14 protein-coding genes are annotated in these 16651 nt (G+C 43.9%); 12 read left to right on the top strand and 2 right to left on the bottom strand.

From position 1 onward, the window contains the following. Positions 1-48: 48 nt before the first annotated feature. On the bottom strand, positions 49-429 hold the full coding sequence (locus U2P89_RS13330; RefSeq protein ID WP_322191625.1) for a DUF6597 domain-containing transcriptional factor: 381 nt from the start codon (positions 427-429) through the stop codon (positions 49-51). 89 nt (positions 430-518) lie between these two features. Here U2P89_RS13330 and def point away from each other — a divergent pair, with 89 nt between their 5' ends. Further along, positions 519-1097 carry a peptide deformylase gene (gene def / locus U2P89_RS13325; RefSeq protein ID WP_322191624.1) on the top strand — a complete coding sequence of 193 codons (579 nt, stop codon included), beginning with the start codon at positions 519-521 and terminating at the stop codon, positions 1095-1097. Between the two features lie 91 nt (positions 1098-1188). On the opposite strand, the gene U2P89_RS13320 is transcribed toward def, so the two are convergent. After that, positions 1189-3342: a DUF5686 family protein gene (locus U2P89_RS13320; RefSeq protein ID WP_322191623.1), complete on the bottom strand. Its 2154-nt coding sequence runs from the start codon at positions 3340-3342 to the stop codon at positions 1189-1191. 195 nt (positions 3343-3537) lie between these two features. On the opposite strand from U2P89_RS13320, the gene U2P89_RS13315 reads away from it, so the two are divergent. The 11 genes from U2P89_RS13315 to U2P89_RS13265 all read left to right on the top strand — a co-directional run bounded on the left by U2P89_RS13315 (position 3538) and on the right by U2P89_RS13265 (position 16634). Next, positions 3538-4239 (top strand): Crp/Fnr family transcriptional regulator, encoded by a 702-nt coding sequence (locus tag U2P89_RS13315; protein ID WP_091908860.1) that lies wholly within the window; start codon positions 3538-3540, stop codon positions 4237-4239. A gap of 86 nt (positions 4240-4325) precedes the next feature. After that, complete coding sequence (locus tag U2P89_RS13310; RefSeq protein ID WP_322191622.1) at positions 4326-5837, top strand: GH3 auxin-responsive promoter family protein; 1512 nt, start codon at positions 4326-4328, stop codon at positions 5835-5837. Between the two features lie 163 nt (positions 5838-6000). Continuing rightward, the gene (locus U2P89_RS13305; RefSeq protein WP_076929997.1) at positions 6001-6816 is read left to right on the top strand and encodes an outer membrane protein assembly factor BamD; all 816 of its coding nucleotides are present in this window, start codon (positions 6001-6003) and stop codon (positions 6814-6816) included. Positions 6817-6857: 41 nt separating this feature from the next. Then, entirely contained in the window at positions 6858-7193 is a 336-nt protein-coding gene (locus tag U2P89_RS13300) for a DNA-directed RNA polymerase subunit omega (protein ID WP_019539715.1), read from the top strand. Position 7194: 1 nt separating this feature from the next. Next, a complete protein-coding gene (locus U2P89_RS13295; RefSeq protein ID WP_092027278.1) occupies positions 7195-7650 on the top strand; it encodes a DUF4293 domain-containing protein in 456 nt (151 codons plus the stop codon). A 207-nt stretch (positions 7651-7857) separates the two neighbouring features. Continuing rightward, positions 7858-8772 (top strand): M48 family metallopeptidase, encoded by a 915-nt coding sequence (locus U2P89_RS13290; protein WP_092027304.1) that lies wholly within the window; start codon positions 7858-7860, stop codon positions 8770-8772. A gap of 131 nt (positions 8773-8903) precedes the next feature. Beyond that, a complete protein-coding gene (locus U2P89_RS13285; RefSeq protein ID WP_322191621.1) occupies positions 8904-11618 on the top strand; it encodes a DNA gyrase/topoisomerase IV subunit A in 2715 nt (904 codons plus the stop codon). 19 nt (positions 11619-11637) lie between these two features. Then, complete coding sequence (locus U2P89_RS13280; RefSeq protein ID WP_091908850.1) at positions 11638-12483, top strand: DUF3316 domain-containing protein; 846 nt, start codon at positions 11638-11640, stop codon at positions 12481-12483. A 118-nt stretch (positions 12484-12601) separates the two neighbouring features. Further along, positions 12602-13774, top strand: a complete 1173-nt coding sequence (locus U2P89_RS13275) for a PatB family C-S lyase (RefSeq protein WP_322191620.1) — start codon at positions 12602-12604, stop codon at positions 13772-13774. 161 nt (positions 13775-13935) lie between these two features. Further along, positions 13936-14544 carry an FKBP-type peptidyl-prolyl cis-trans isomerase gene (locus U2P89_RS13270; RefSeq protein WP_076930009.1) on the top strand — a complete coding sequence of 203 codons (609 nt, stop codon included), beginning with the start codon at positions 13936-13938 and terminating at the stop codon, positions 14542-14544. A gap of 2 nt (positions 14545-14546) precedes the next feature. After that, positions 14547-16634: a cation:proton antiporter gene (locus tag U2P89_RS13265; RefSeq protein WP_313382076.1), complete on the top strand. Its 2088-nt coding sequence runs from the start codon at positions 14547-14549 to the stop codon at positions 16632-16634. The last annotated feature ends 17 nt before the right edge of the window (positions 16635-16651 follow it).

Raw genomic sequence — 16651 nt, 5'->3', positions numbered from 1 at the left:
GCTCCTGATTTCAAGTCAAGAATTTACAATAGGAACTATTGCGGATAATCATTTATTCTTAAATACTCTTGCGTCTATTTCAAAAAAACGATAAAAGCTAGTCGGATTAAAACGAACAATCAACAAATAATCCGTAGCTGAAAGATTTTTAATATATGTATTCTTGGTAATACCGCCGCTAGCCCATCCGCCTTTTATATTTATCACATCTGCACCAATAGATATTCTAACTACACTTTCAGGAGTTGCCATGAATATAAGTGTTGGCAACCCATCATTAAAAACTAACTGATTAGAGATAAAATCCTCACAACTCACTATGTAAAAGCAATCAATATGCTCTACAAGGGATTCAGACGGAATAATCTTTTTAAAATTCTCCTCAGTTACACTTCCTTTGATAATATGTTTTAACAGGCTTATCGGCATACGCCTACAAAGGTACTCAAATGTCGAAAATATACAAAGCTCAATGATATTAAGGCTTTACCTTTGTCGAAAATAAAATATATTCAACTATGGTATTACCTATTGTTTGTTACGGAAATAATGTACTAAAGAAGCTATGTCATCCAATTTCTCCTAATGATTCTGAAATTGAGAAACTAATCATAGATATGTGGGAAACTTTGGAAGTAGCGGATGGATGTGGTTTAGCAGCGCCACAGGTGAATATCCCAGTAAAACTATTTATTGTGAATAGTAGAGATACCTACTTGAATATGAACAAAAATCAACGGAGAGAATATTTTGATGGAGATGAAGGAATTAAGGAAACATTTATTAACGCTGAAATTATCGAGTATGTTAATGATTTAATAACGATTGATGACGAAGGCTGTCTAAGCATACCTAATATTTACGAAGCAGTAAAAAGACCTTGGAAAATCACAATAAAGTACCATGATGCACAATTTCAAGAAAATATACAAGCATTCTCTGGCTATACTGCACGTGTAATTCAACATGAGTACGACCATACAATGGGAGTATTATATACAGAGCTCTTAAACCCGCTAAGGAAACAACTATTGAGGAATAAACTAAGTAGAATACAACGGGAAATAAGTCGGGTAAAATATCCAATGATAAAATAAGATGTGGACGGCAACCGCTTCGGTAGGGTATTTCTTCTGAAAATTCAGGGGGCAAAGTAACTTCTTCCCACTTTTTCACCCAATCACCTTCTCAAAATTCAAACGCCGCCCGTACTCCTGCCTGTCTGAATCCGGTTTTGTGGAATGAGGTGAAGAATCCGGCATTGAAAAAACGGTTGCCGATACCATATCCGAGTTCGGTATAAGAAACGATTTGTGGAGTATATAACTGACTCAGGTAAATTCGTTCATTCTCTGCAAAGTCAGAGACAAACGGAATATTTTTCAGTATCAGGAAAGGAGCTTCAAACATGGTATGTGCCTGGATGTATGAGTCGGAGGCGTTGTACAGGTCGCGACTCAGTAGATTAAAAATACCTCCCAGGCCGTCATTCCAGTTTTCAGGGAAATTGCTTTTGGAGAAATAGACAAAATCGGCAAAGTACTCGGTTTTTTGGTTGATAAATTTACCGGCTCCCACATGGTACTGAAGAGAATGTCTCAATCCGAAAGATATGTTCTGGCTGATATCGAACTCAATACGGTCGTATTCTGTTGTGCTCCCAAGGATATGCTGGAAACTTCGGGATAACTCCAGTTTGAAGGTCGGAAAGGGTGACCGTTCATAGATTTTCTGTCGTCCGTCATACCGGTAATATTGTCTCGGAGTCCAACTGATACGGATAAACGGGGCAAATGATTTCCTGGTGCCGAACATGTCTTCTATCGGTTCACTATCGGGGGTGGTAGAGCGTAGTTTGCTCATGTTGTCCTTACTTTTTCTGATATGGTAATCGATGCCGGTGTGTAAAAGTAACCCGTTGGTCACTTCGTAGGTGTTAAAGAGTTTCAGATAATAATCCCTGTAGTAATTCACAGAGATATCCTCGAAGTTGATCCCCCGGTTATTGAGGCTGTCCTGTATCTGGTCGACGAAGAGCGAACTGTAAATCGGATTACCGTTCCCGATGGAAATGGTGGCGCTTCCCAGCCGGTAAGGATCATAATTCCACGTAGTGGTCAGATCTGTAAAGAACTCTTTACGGCGGAACATATAGCCTGCGAAGGCTTTCATATTTACTGTTCGGTTATGCGTCAAATCGAAATTAAAAGATAATTTCTGGCGATAGGTAACGCCATCACGTGAAGTATATCCCACCATCAGGGGATTGAGTAATCCCGAATAACCTATTGCCGTTGAACGGTATTTGTAGTTCGAGTTCATCACCATACGTTGGGCTACCTGTTGTGCGATATTAGGGGGGCGGATAGAATCCCCATTGGCTTTACGGGCTGCCTCCTCTGCTTGTCGTTGCAGATGTTGTGCCATCACATCCTTTTCTATAGCCTGCAAAGGTATAGGACGGCGTTTATTCCAAAAGGCAGAGTCGCTCTGTAATGGTACAGAATCCAGCCTTATTTTGTAAAAGTCACTGATATTGAGAGATCGTACCGGTTCCGTAGTCCGCCTCAACTGTATTTCCCGATAGTCGATTGTTGCCAGATGCCTGCTTGCCAGTACATTTCCCAGATATGAAGATGTCTCATAAATGACAAGCTGTACCGGCAAATAGTGGGTGATCCACTCGTCTCCCATAGTTATCTCGAACATAAAATTGGAGAATATATCAATTCCCTCACCCCTGAAGAAAATCACCCGCCAGGTTCCTTTTTCAATGATAAATGTACCTTTCAGGAGTTTGCTGTTTTCGTAAATAGGCCTGTAGTCAATGCTGTAATAGACCTTTTCGTTTTCTGTAAAGGTGCGTGCCAGACTGTAACGATAATATTTCGATGTTTTTAACCTGATAGGCATGAAAAAACTTTCCTCATTGGTCGTTTCCCCGTAAATATTGATATTCAACAGTTCGAAAGGTATCATGTCGATATCTTTCTTGCCGGTAAGTGTCCCGGTCACGTGACGTACATCCTGTACATAACTGTTGGGATAGTCGAATCGCAGATCGCTGATGGTCTCGATTAATGCCGTTTCATTATGGGGGTCGTGCAGGACAAAATCGGGGATTAGGTGAGTATATTTATAAAGGAGATTCTTTTTCAGAGTCTCTACATAGGTACGTGTATATACTTCCGCTGAAAAACTTTCTACCAGATTGTTATATTTTTCGGCGGCATTCATTGCCCTCTTCATGATGGTATCCACAGGTAGTTCCGCCTGTAATGCGAAACTTTTGAAGGAAGCAATTATCAGAAACAGGATGTATACAGTGACTTTCCCTTTCATTTATTATAAGCTACAAACTTACATTTTTTTTTTTACCGTCGAAAATTTTTATAAAAAGGATCATATTAAAAAAATGGTTTTTATTATCGAAAAAAATATTTCCGCAGGCCCCGGAAAGCAAAAAAGATGCTTTTTGACGATTGTTTATAAAAAAAACGGTATATTTGTGTTTTAGAACATAGTTCTATAACATTCATGGCCGCAAAGAAAAGAGATGAAGTTGATTTATCCTCCTCGCTACCCGACATCTGGAGGATGTTGACGGACGCTGAGCGTGAAATTTTGCGCGGTAGTGCCCGCATAGTGCATTTTAAGAAGAATGAACTGATTTATCTTGAAGAGGATACACCGAAAGAGTTGATGTGCCTTTTCTCCGGAAAGGTGAAGATCTTCAAGAGTGGAGTCGGTGGGCGTAGCCAAATTATAAGGATCATACGTCCTATACAATACTTTGGTTACAGGGCTTACTTTGCGCGGGAAAATTATGTGACGGCCGCCATGGCGTTCGAGTCATGTACCGTCTGCATGATCCCTATGGAGTTGATAGAAAAATTCCTGAGAGGGAATGGTAATTTGGCGTTCTTCTTTATCCAGATGTTATCAGTTGACCTTGGTATTGCTGACCAACGGGTTGTCAATCTTACCCAGAAGCATGTGCGTGGCAGACTGGCAGAATCGCTATTGGCCCTGAAGGAAAGCTATGGGCTGGAAGAAGATGGCGCTACCATAAATATTTATCTGGCACGGGAAGACTTGGCCAGCCTATCCAATATGACTACTTCCAATGCTATCCGAACCCTTTCCAATTTTGTGAATGAACGCATCATCGCTATCGATGGAAGAAAAATAAAGATTATCGATGAAGAACGACTTCACAAAATAAGCCGCATGGGATAATTCTTTTTTTTTTAATTAAATTGTGACTTTGTTTTTCGGATTTTCGAATCCCGTGCCTACCTTTGCGTTTCAATTCATTATAAAGAATGATTCAGAAGATAACCCGCTCAATACTCACCGGCTATTACAGGCCGGTGAAAAAATTTGTAGAAGACCCGCTGGGAATACAACAACGAACCTTGGACTACTTGCTCAAGCATGGGCGGAATACACTCTACGGAAAAGAAAATAACTTCCACTCCATTCGAAACAGCAGCGATTTTGCCAGGATACCCGTTATCTCATATGAAGAGTTGCGTCCCTGGCTCGACAGGATAATCCTCCATAAGCAGCAGGAGGTACTTTGGGATACCCCTGTGAAGTGGTTCGCCATGTCGTCAGGTACTACCGAGGACAAGAGTAAGTATATTCCTGTTACTAAAGAGTCGTTATACAACGGCAACTACCGTGCCGGTTACCATATGTTAGGAGTTTACGCCCGGCATCACCCCGATACCGCATTTATATTGGGTAAAACATTGGTATTGGGAGGGAGCCAGCAAATCAACCGTATTGGCGGTGATATCTATACAGGCGATATATCAGCCATTTTGATGAGGAACCTCCCGGCTGTGGTAAAGAGAAGAAGGACTCCTGAGGGTATTGCCTTATTGCCCGACTGGGAAGAGAAACTGCAAAAGTTAGCAGACTATGCGGTGAAAGCTGATATCCGTGCTATGGTTGGAGTGCCTTCATGGATGTTGGTACTGCTGAAAAAGATTGTGGAAGATACCGGCCGTACCATCCCTGAGATATGGCCTCACCTTGAAGTATTCTTCCATGGGGGAGTCAGTTTTCTTCCTTTTCAAGAGCAGTATGAGAAATTGATCCCTTCGGCAAAGATGCATTATTGGGAAACTTATAATGCTTCGGAGGGTTTCTTCGGTGTCCAGTTCTCGCCCGCTTCCAAAGATATGCTGTTGCTGCTTGATAATGAAGTCTATTATGAATTTATCCCTGCTGGGGAATGGGACAGGGATAATCCGGTTACCCTGCCTTTGAGTGAAGTGGAGGCCGGCAGGCAATATGCTGTGGTGATTTCCACCAGTGGAGGACTTTGGCGATACAGGATAGGGGATACCATTCAATTCACCTCCACACACCCTTACCTCTTCAAGATTACAGGGCGTACTAAACAATTTATCAATGCTTTCGGTGAAGAATTGATAGTTGAAAATGCCGATAAGGCTATCAGTGAAGCATGCCGCCTTACCGGATCAAAAGTGACCGAATATACCGCAGCGCCCGTCTACTTCGGAGAGCAGAGTAATGGAGCCCACGAGTGGCTTATCGAATTCGAGACTCCACCTGCTAATCTTGTGGAATTCACGCATATTCTCGACGAAAGCCTGAAACGACTCAATTCCGACTATGAGGCAAAACGCTCCTATAACCTTTCACTTGGCATGCCGGTGGTAAAGATTATGGAAAAAGATACTTTCTACAACTGGATGAAACAGAGGGAGAAAACCGGAGGACAGAACAAAGTACCCAAGCTTTCCAACGACCGGAAGTATGTGGACAGTATTCTCTATTTTATAGGAAACAACACCCAATAATTGGTAATTGGTAATTGGTAATTAGTAATTGGTAATTGGTAATTGGTAATTAGTAATTTTCTAATTGTATCCAAATCCTAAAATTGAATAAAAACTCCCGATCTGTTATCCATTAATGAGAAAGATTCCGTAAATTTGCACCCTAAAACCCATATGTCACGTAATGAGAATAAAATTGTGCTACTTTTTACTGCTCGCTTTGGCATTGAGTTCCTGTAACGAGTACAACAAAATTCTGAAAAGTACCGACAGAGACTTGAAATACAGCTATGCCAAAAAGTATTTTGAGGAGGGGAAATACAACCGTTCCATCACATTGCTGGAAGAGTTGGTTACCTTTATGAAAGGAACGGCACAGGCCGAGGAATCGCTTTATCTCCTGGCCCAGAGCCATTATAACTCAAAAGACTATTATTCGGCAACGCAGTGGTTCACCTCTTATTACAACACTTATCCCAGTGGTGAGTATGCCGAACCGGCTCTTTTCTATTCGGCTTACGGCATGTATCTCGACTCGCCCGAAGCGCGTTTGGATCAGACTAAAACTTATACGGCGATTGCTGAATTTCAGAAATATATTGAACGGTATCCTCAGACAGAAAGGGCAGAACAAGCGAAAAACTACCTGTTTGAATTGCAGGAGAAATTGGCATATAAAGAGTTGCTGGCTGCCCAGCTCTATCTGAACCTTGGAAATTATATGGGGAATAATTACGAGTCTGCGGTTATCACTGCCCGTGAGGCGATGAAGAGCTATCCTTTCTCCAAATATCAGGAGGAGTACCAGATGACTATCCTGCGCGCCCGCTTTGAATATGCACAGAATAGTACGTTACGGGCACAACCCGAGCGTTACCGTTCGGTGGTCGATGAATATTTCAACTATAAAAATTCATTCCCCGAAGGTAAATATATGGCTGAAGCCGATAGGTATTACCGTGAAGCACAGCAGAAAATAGATGTGCTTCCGACTTCCTGATCAATTATGTAAAATAGAAAAAACAAGACATATAATAAAAAATGGATTACAAGAAAATTGCTGCAAGCACCAACACCGAGACACGCGATGTAATGAAAATGTCGGATCCGGTGGGTAACGTATATGAAATGGTGATGATCATCAGTAAGAGGGCAAACCAGTTGGCCGTTGAAATGAAACAGGATCTCGATGCCAAACTACAGGAATTCGCTTCTTACAGCGATAATCTGGAAGAGGTGTTCGAAAATCATGAACAGATAGAGATATCCCGTTTCTACGAAAAATTACCTAAACCCTCCCTGTTGGCTATAGAAGAGTGGAAAGAAGGAGAGATTTATTACCGCAATCCGTCCAAGGAAAAAGAAATGTTCGGATAATATGTTGCAACGTGTCCAGACGGTTTTTCTCCTTTTGGCAGCAGCAGCCATGCTGATTGCCTCCGTAACGCCTTTGGCGCTGTTCCTCCATAATGCCGACCAGGCAGTGTTTGAGGCAATGGGTGTCTATCTGAACGGTCAACTCAACGACTCTACATGGGGACTGTTTGCCATAGGTGCTGCCAGTTCTGTACTGGCACTTTTTACGGTCTTTCTCTACAAAAAAAGGATGTTGCAGATACGCTTCTCCATCTTCAATATTGTCCTCATGATAGGGTTTTATCTTTATTTCGGATTTATTGTATATCAACTCGCATCAGTAGAGAGTCTCCACTTTCAAAAAGTGGGTATAGGAATTATCATGCCTGTGATTGCTATTATCCTCACCATCCTTGCCATTCGAAGAATAGGTGCCGACGAAGCGCTGGTGCGGTCGCTCAACAGGCTTAGGAAGTAAAAGCGGAAATCACATACAAGATCATAATTATAAGGGTAGCTTGTCGACTATTTACCGGCAGGTTACCCTTTTTTATGGGGATTCACACCATTTTAAATTGGATTTTTTTATACTTTTGCTAAAATTGATTTAATGATTTAATGATTTAATGATTTTGAATCTTTGAATCTTGAATCTTGAATCTTTGAATTCAAAAAAATGAATAATATGGAACAAAAGAAATTACAAAGAACAATAAAATTCACGCTCGTGATATTTGTGGCGGCGCTGTTCTTGGAGTCATGCGGGAGCGTGCCGTTTACCGGAAGAAGGCAGCTCCAGTTAGTATCCAATGAAGAGGTGATGGCATTGAGCCTGCAACAATATCAGGAGTTTATGCGTACAGCTCCCGTTGAAAGGGGTACGCCCAATGCACAGATGGTAAACCGTGTCGGCACCCGGATCGCCAATGCGGTTAAAACTTTTTATACCAACAACGGTTATGCATCGGAAGTCGATAATTATGCATGGGAATTTAATTTGGTGAAAGAGAATAGTGTGAATGCCTTTGCTATGCCGGGCGGTAAGGTGGTCGTTTACACCGGCCTGCTCCCCGTCACCCAAACCGAAGAGGCATTGGCGGTGGTTATGGGACATGAAATAGCCCATGTGCTTGCCCGCCACTCCAATGAGAGATTAAGTCAACAAGTGGCTTTGCAATATGGAGGTGCCATTGCAGGAGGACTTTTGGGTAATTCGCAGGTTATGCAACAACTTGGAAGTACCGTTTTCGGCCTGGGAGCACAATATGGCGTGATGATGCCCTATGCAAGGAAACATGAGTATGAAGCCGATGAGATCGGACTCATACTGATGGCTATAGCCGGTTATGATCCCCGGGTTGCAGTTCCTTTCTGGACAAGGATGGCGCAACAATCAGGCGGATCCCAGGTTCCTGAAGCCTTGAGTACGCACCCTAACGACAATAACCGCATCACACGTATTGAGTCCATTATGCCCAATGCATTGCAGTATTATAAAGGTGCGGGAGTGCAGAATAATACCAAAGAGCCCATTAAAACCAACGTAACGGTACCTGCGGAAACCGGCAAAGCAAAGACTTCCGAAGAGTGGACTTTCTGATTTGGCAATTATCCTTAAAATTGTTATCTTTGAACGATAATTCAATGTGGCTAATGTGCCAAAGTTTCAACGCATTTTTTGAACGGTGAAAACGTTCCGGAATGCATGGTTCTTGATTCTAAACAAAATATATGTCTCCCAAATTACCTAACGACGACGATATAAAAGAGAAAGATGAAAATATGGATGAAGATGAAACTCTTTCTTCTTCCGATTCCTTCTCCGGCTCCAAGGTGCCGGTAAGGTTGGGCGACGACAGTTCGCTCAACCTCTCCAAGATGTATCAGAACTGGTTTCTCGATTATGCTTCCTATGTGATCCTCGAACGTGCTGTGCCGCACATCTCCGACGGCCTTAAGCCGGTGCAGCGCCGCATCCTGCACGCCATGAAGCGGATGGACGACGGCCGTTATAACAAGGTGGCCAATATCATCGGGACGACCATGCAGTACCACCCCCACGGAGATGCCTCTATCGGGGATGCACTGGTACAACTGGGACAAAAAGACCTACTGATAGATTGTCAGGGTAACTGGGGGAATATCCTTACTGGTGACGGTGCTGCCGCACCTCGTTATATCGAAGCACGACTCAATAAGTTTGCCCTTGAAGTACTCTTCGATCCGAAGACCACCGAGTGGAAAGCGTCATATGACGGTCGTAATAAAGAGCCGGTTACATTGCCTGCAAAATTTCCACTTCTTCTGGTGCAAGGTGCCGAAGGAATTGCTGTAGGACTCTCTTCCAAAATATTGCCCCACAACTTTAATGAAGTGTGCGACGCAGCCGTGAGTTATCTACAGGAGGAGGAATTCACGCTCTATCCCGATTTCCAGACCGGGGGACATATCGATGTGGAAAAATATAACGATGGTGAAAGAGGCGGTTCAGTGAAGATCCGCACTACCATCTCCAAGATAGATAACAAGACATTAGTCATAAAAGATATACCTTACGGGAAAACTACTGCCGGACTGGTAGACTCCATCCTCAAGGCCAACGAAAAGGGAAAGATCAAGATCAAAAAGGTGGACGATATCACGGCGCAAAACGTGGAGATCCATGTGCAACTGGCACCCGGCGTCTCTTCCGATAAAACCATAGATGCCCTCTATGCCTTTACCGATTGTGAGATAAGCATTTCTCCCAACTGTTGCGTCATTGATGATAACAGGCCCCACTTCCTTACCGTAAGCGATGTGTTACGCTCGTCCGTCGATACTACCCGTGAACTGTTGCGTCGTGAGCTGGAGATTGAAAAAAGCGAAAAACAGGAAGCGCTCCTGTTTGCATCACTGGAAAAGATATTTATAGAAGAGCGTATCTATAAAGATAAAGAGTTCGAGAATGCTAAAAATATGGATATTGCCGTAATGCATATCGATCAACGTCTCGAACCCTATAAGCCTTCTTTTTTGCGTGAGATCACCCGGGATGATATTCTCAGGCTGATGGAGATCAGGATGGGACGCATCCTCAAATTCAATTCCGACAAGTCGGATGAATTAATTGCCAAACTGAAAGAAGAGATCGGCGAAATCGACCATAATCTCAACCACTTGGTCGATTATACTATCGCCTGGTTCCTGATGCTCAAGGAGAAGTATGGTAAGAACTTCCCGCGCCGTACCATCATCCGTAGTTTTGAAAATATCGAGGCTACCAAGGTGGTCGAAGCCAATGAGAAACTCTATATAAACCGTGAAGAGGGATTTATCGGTACCGGCATGAAAAAGGACGAGTTTGTCTGCAACTGCTCCGATATCGATGATATCATTGTCTTTTTCAAGGATGGAAAATATAAGGTAGTAAAAGTCAGTGACAAGATGTTCGTCGGTAAAGGCATCCTGTATGCCGGTGTCTTCAAAAGAAACGACAAACGTACTATCTATAATGTGGTATACCGTGATGGTAAGAAAGCGCCGCATTACATTAAACGATTCGCTGTTACCGGTATCACTCGTGATAAGGAATATGACCTTACCCGGGGAAAAGCGGGTTCGCGCATTGCATACTTCAGTGTCAATCCCAATGGTGAGGCTGAAACCATCAGAGTGATCCTGAAGCCCAAACCACGTATGCGTATTCTCCAGTTCGAAAAAGATTTCAGCGAGATCGAGATCAAAGGGAGACAGGCTATGGGGAATATTCTTACCAAAGCCGAAGTACATCGTATTCAACTTAAACAAAAAGGGGTGTCAACACTTGGCGGTCGCAAGGTGTGGTTCGACCCCGACGTCTTCCGCCTCAACTACGAAGGTAGCGGCAAATTCCTTGGTGAATTCCAGGGGGATGATATGATCCTTGTAGTGACTACCGACGGGGAGTATTATATCTGTAATTTCGATCTAACCAACCATTTTCCACATAATATACTCCATATCGGGAAATATGATGAGCATAAAGTATGGACAGCCGCCCTCTTTGATGCTGATCAGGGATATGCTTACCTGAAACGGTTTACCTTTGAGCCATCGGAGAAACCGCTTCGATTCGTGGGTGATAACACCGACTCCCGCTTGTTCTTGCTGACCGATGCGGTTTACCCCAGGGTAAAAGCTGTCTTTGGAGGACATGACCATTTCCGGGAACCACTGGAGATTGACGTGGAAGAATTTATTGGTGTAAAAAGCTATAAGGCAAAAGGCAAGCGTATCTCCAACTACGAGGTGACAGAGGTGGAAGAATTGGAACCGCTCCGTTTCCCTGAACCGGAAGAGGAGCCACAGCAGACAATGAAAGTGGAGATCACTGAAGAGAATGGAGAAAATGGGGAAAACGGTGACGAGGATATCTCTGATGCTGATTTACGTGATGAGATCACCGGCCAGATGAAGTTGTTTTAACTCTGCAGATAAAAACAAAATGAAGAAAACGGCACTACTGTTTAGTATATGGATCGGTGTTCTTTGCGTGACGGTTTCACAGGAGAACCGCTCCCTCATACTTCCGGTAGATCCTGTCAACCAAGCTACTCTCCTGGGTATCGGGAAGGCATTTCTCAACGACACCTATCTTTCGCCTCTTAGGTATAGTGGTATCAGCATATCCCTTATGCATGACCGTATAAAGGGAACCCCTCACTTTAATGGTTGCCTGCTCTTGCAACAGCAGTTCCTTATACAGACAGCGATCACCAAAAACCCTACAGCCTCGGCTTCGGAGTATTACGGTGACCTCGATTACCGGCTTACCGGGTTTTATCCACTGTTTGCCGGCTCCAATCTAAGGCTCTATGGTGGCGGAGGGTGGGAAGCCTCACTGGGCGGCATTTACAACGTGCGGAATTCCAATAATCCCGGTTCATTGAAGGTGTCAACCAACTTCAACCTTTCGGCTATGGCTATCTACAACTGGAAGATCTTTACCTTCCGGTGGCAGCTTTCCACACCCTTTGCAGGTATGTTCTTCTCTCCTGAATATGGACATTCCTATTACGAAATATTTACGCTTGGAAATAATAAAGGAACCGTTCATTTCGGATCTTTTCATAATCAACAGGCATTGCGCAACTATTTTTCAGTCGATGTGCCGGTACATAATATCACTCTCCGTGCCGCCTATTTGGGGGATTACTACAATACAGACGTGAATGAGCTTGTTACCAGGATTGTTTCCCATCAGTTCATGATCGGACTTGTAGTGGAATCTCTCAATTTCGGAGGAAAAAAGGTGCGTGACAATCCCTCGCTTCCGTCTGTGTATTATTAATGGAATGGAGAGCGGGAGACGAGGTGACTGGGAAGAAAAGGGATTTAAAAATTTAATGATTTGTATGATTTGAATCCGATATCCCAAATCCGATATCTCAAATCCCAAATATAGAAATATGCAATATAATTTCGATGAAATAGTAGACCGTTCGGGCAGCAATGCAGTTAAGCTGGAGAAGTTAAAACCTGTATTCGGACATGAGGATCTTATCCCGCTATGGGTAGCAGATATGGAATTCAAGTCCCCGCCGGCAATTATAGAAGCGTTGAAACAACGTGTGGAACATGGTGTTTTTGGTTATACCCTCCCTTCTGGAGAATATATCTCTTCCATTGTCAATTGGCTCGAAAGACGTCACCATTGGCATATAAAAGGAGAACATATCAACTTTGTACCCGGTGTAGTCAAAGGATTTGCCTTTGCCATCGACGAATTTACGGACAAGGGGGATAAAGTGATCATCCAACCGCCTGTATATCATCCGTTCCGTATCGTCACCTCATCACTCGGACGTGAGGTGGTCAACAATCCGCTTATCCTCGAAAATGGGCAGTACAAGATGGATTTCGAAGGCTTGCGTAAGATCGCTTCAGATGGCGACTGCAAGATGCTGATTCTTTGTAATCCCCATAATCCCGGTGGTAGAGCCTGGTTTCCCGAAGAATTGAGTGAACTGGCTGACATCTGCCACGAAAACAATATACTGGTCGTCTCAGATGAGATCCATGCAGATATGGCTTTGAAAGGTTATCGGCATACTCCTTTCGCATCAGTATCTCCGAAAGCGGAAGAGATTTCACTTACCCTTATGGCACCCAGCAAAACCTTCAATATTGCCGGAATTGTCAGCTCATTCGCGGTCATCCCCAATGGGGAGATAAGGAGAAGATATCTTGCTTACCTCGAACCACGTGAATTGCAACAGGGAACCATCTTTGCTTTTACTGCTACGCGTGCGGCTTATGACGAATGCGAGGAGTGGCTTGACCAGATGTTGGCTTATGTGCAGGCCAATATTGATTTTGTGGATGAGTATCTCAAAGAGAATATCCCTGAAATAAAAGCCATCCTGCCTGAGGCCTCTTTCCTGATATGGCTCGACTGTCGTGCGCTTAACCTGACTCAACGGGAACTTGTAAAACTCTTTATAGAAAAAGCTCATCTGGCGTTGAACGACGGTACTATGTTCGGTCCCGGCGGTGAGGGTTTCATGCGGCTTAATGTAGGGTGTCCACGCACCTTACTCGAAAAGGGATTAAATAATTTAAAAAAAGCAGTACACCCCTAAACATCGATGCCACTCAGTTGTTAGTTAATTGTATAGTATAGATGGATCAAGTCTTGAATTGAAACAACGTTCGGCAGAGCCAAAATCGACGTGGTCAATTAAAAATCAGCGAAGCTAAATCATTAAATCATTAAATCATTAAATATTAAAATAAAGGAACAATGCAAATCTCAGACAATAAATACGTTACAGTTACCTATGACCTGAATGTAGGCGAAGGTGAAGAGCGGGAATTGATGGAGCGGGCAACTGCCCAACAACCGTTGGAATTTATTTTCGGTACCAATTCCATGCTCGAAGCATTCGAGAATCAACTCAGGGGGCTTTCGCAAGGAGATAAATTCTCTTTCCGGCTTACCCCGGAAGAGGCTTATGGTGATTACGACGACACTAAGGTACTAGAACTGCCCAAAAATATTTTCGAGATCGATGGGAAAATCGATGGGGAAGTGCTTTTTGAAGGGAATACCCTTCCAATGATGGATTCTTCCGGTAACCGGCTTATGGGATCCGTCGTTTCTATCGGTGACGAAGTGGTCACTATGGATTTTAACCATCCGCTGGCAGGAGAAATCATGCATTTCGAAGGAACGGTGATGGGGGTGAGGGAAGCCTCTGTCGAAGAAATCGCGGCCCTCTTTTCCGGTGGTTGTGGCTGTGGTTCCGGCGGTTGCGGATCGGGTGAAGAAGGCGGATGCGGTTGCGGTTCTTCCGACGAAAGTATGTCGGGTGGTTGCGGCTGTGGTTCCGGCGGTTGTGGTAGCTGTTGACGATGATGTTATTATCATTAGATTTATCTTTACCCATCAGTAATCCTACGGTGCAGTTTCTGATCCTGTTCGTCATCGTATTGTTGGCACCTATAATTTTCAACAAGATCAGAATACCGTCACTGATAGGTCTTATTATTGCTGGGGCTGTGATAGGTCCTTACGGTGTCGGTTTGATGTTGCGCGACAGCAATATGATCATGCTGGGGAACGCCGGGTTGCTCTATATCATGTTCCTTGCAGGTATAGAGATTGATGTGGCTGAGTTCAGGAAGAACAGTGCAAAAAGCCTGGTATTCGGAATGCTCACTTTCTCTATTCCTATGATCATCGGTACGTTTGCCGGCCTCTACCTGCTCAACCTCACACTTATCTCATCCATACTGCTGGCAAGTATGTTCGCTTCCCATACGTTGGTGGCGTATCCCATCATCAGTAAGCTGGGAGCGGGAAAGAACAGGGCCGTTACTGTTGCGGTGGGGGGGACAATGATCACCGATACGCTGGCGCTGCTGGTACTGGCCATCATCGTCAGCATGAACGAGGGACAGGTTACCCCGGCCTTCTGGACGCAGATGACCCTCTCGTTGATCCTTTTTTCACTGGTCGTTGTTTTTCTTTTTCCCGTTGTCGGAAGATGGTTCTTCAAGAAATTTCATGACAGCACGTCGCAATTTATCTTTGTGTTGACGATGATATTCCTTGGCGGATTCCTTGCCGAACTGGCCGGAATTGAGGCGATTATCGGGGCTTTCCTCGCCGGGCTTTCCATGAACAGGCTTATCCCTCATGTTTCTTCATTGATGAACAGGATCGGCTTCGTGGGAAATGCCATCTTTATTCCCATATTCCTTATCAGTGTGGGAATGCTTATTGATTACCAGGCCTTTATCACCGGATTCGAAACTCTTAAAGTGGCAGTGGTAATGACAGTGGTGGCCATTCTTGCCAAGTTCCTGGCCGCATGGGCTACACAAAAGATTTACGGCTATACCAAAGCCGAACGTATGCTTATCTTCGGACTCAGCAACGCCCAGGCGGCTGCCACATTGGCTGCGATAATGGTGGGACACAGAGTGGGGTTACTCGATGACAGCATCCTCAACGGCACTATTGTCATGATCCTTGTCACATGCACCGTTGCCTCTTTCCGTGCACAAAAAGGGGCAGTGGAAATATCTCTCTCAGAAGGGATGGTAAAAGAGGAAGAAGGGAATCCGGATGAGCGCATCCTTATTCCTATCGCCAATAAAGATACGCTCAGAGACTTGATCGATCTTAGCCTGACCATTAAGTCCAAGGCTAATGTAGACAACGTCTATGCGCTCAATATCATCAAGAGTACTGAGGCTACCTCTGAGACGGAGAAAGCTTCGGAAAAATTACTTGAAGAGGCTGTTATGCTGGGTGCCGGTGCCGACACAGCCATCCAGCCTCTGCAACGTTACGATATGAACGTACTCAATGGAATCCTTGGAGTAGTGAAGAAATATGCTATCACCGATATTGTGATGGGGCTTCACGTAAAACAGCAGATATCGGAGTCTTTTCTTGGAAATCTTGTGGAGGGGGTACTTAATAAGTGCCAGTCTACTCTTTTCGTATATAAGGCCATACAACCATTGGGTACGATTAAACGCAGGCTGGTTATCATTCCACCCAATGCCGATAGAGAGGTCGGTTTCTCACTCTGGTTATCCAAAATATGGAATTTAGGTCGTAACTCAGGCGGGAAGCTAAGTTTCTATGCTGCCAATGAGATACTCGATACCCTTCGCTATGTACACAAGATACATCCTATAGATGCGGAATTCAATGAATTTAGTGATTGGAGAGAGTTTGTTAAACTGGCAAAAGAGGTCGGGAAAAATGATGGATTGGTTATTGTGATGAGCCGCCAGCGGAAGATATCTTACGACCCTGTCATGCGTAATATCCCCGATTATATCAACAAGCATTTTAAAGATACCAATTTTATGTTGCTTTACCCGGTACAATCAACTTCCGTAGAAGATTATCATAACGATATGACCAATGCCTCACTGATAACGCCTGTCCGTAATCAGGATGGATTTGGTGCTGCTCCTTGATAAGGTATAATACTTTA

The sequence above is a fragment of the Proteiniphilum sp. genome, assembly GCF_034331125.1.
Classification (GTDB): domain Bacteria; phylum Bacteroidota; class Bacteroidia; order Bacteroidales; family Dysgonomonadaceae; genus Proteiniphilum; species Proteiniphilum saccharofermentans.
Note: the sequence above shows the minus strand (reverse complement) of the source record. Positions and strands in the feature narration are given on the sequence as shown.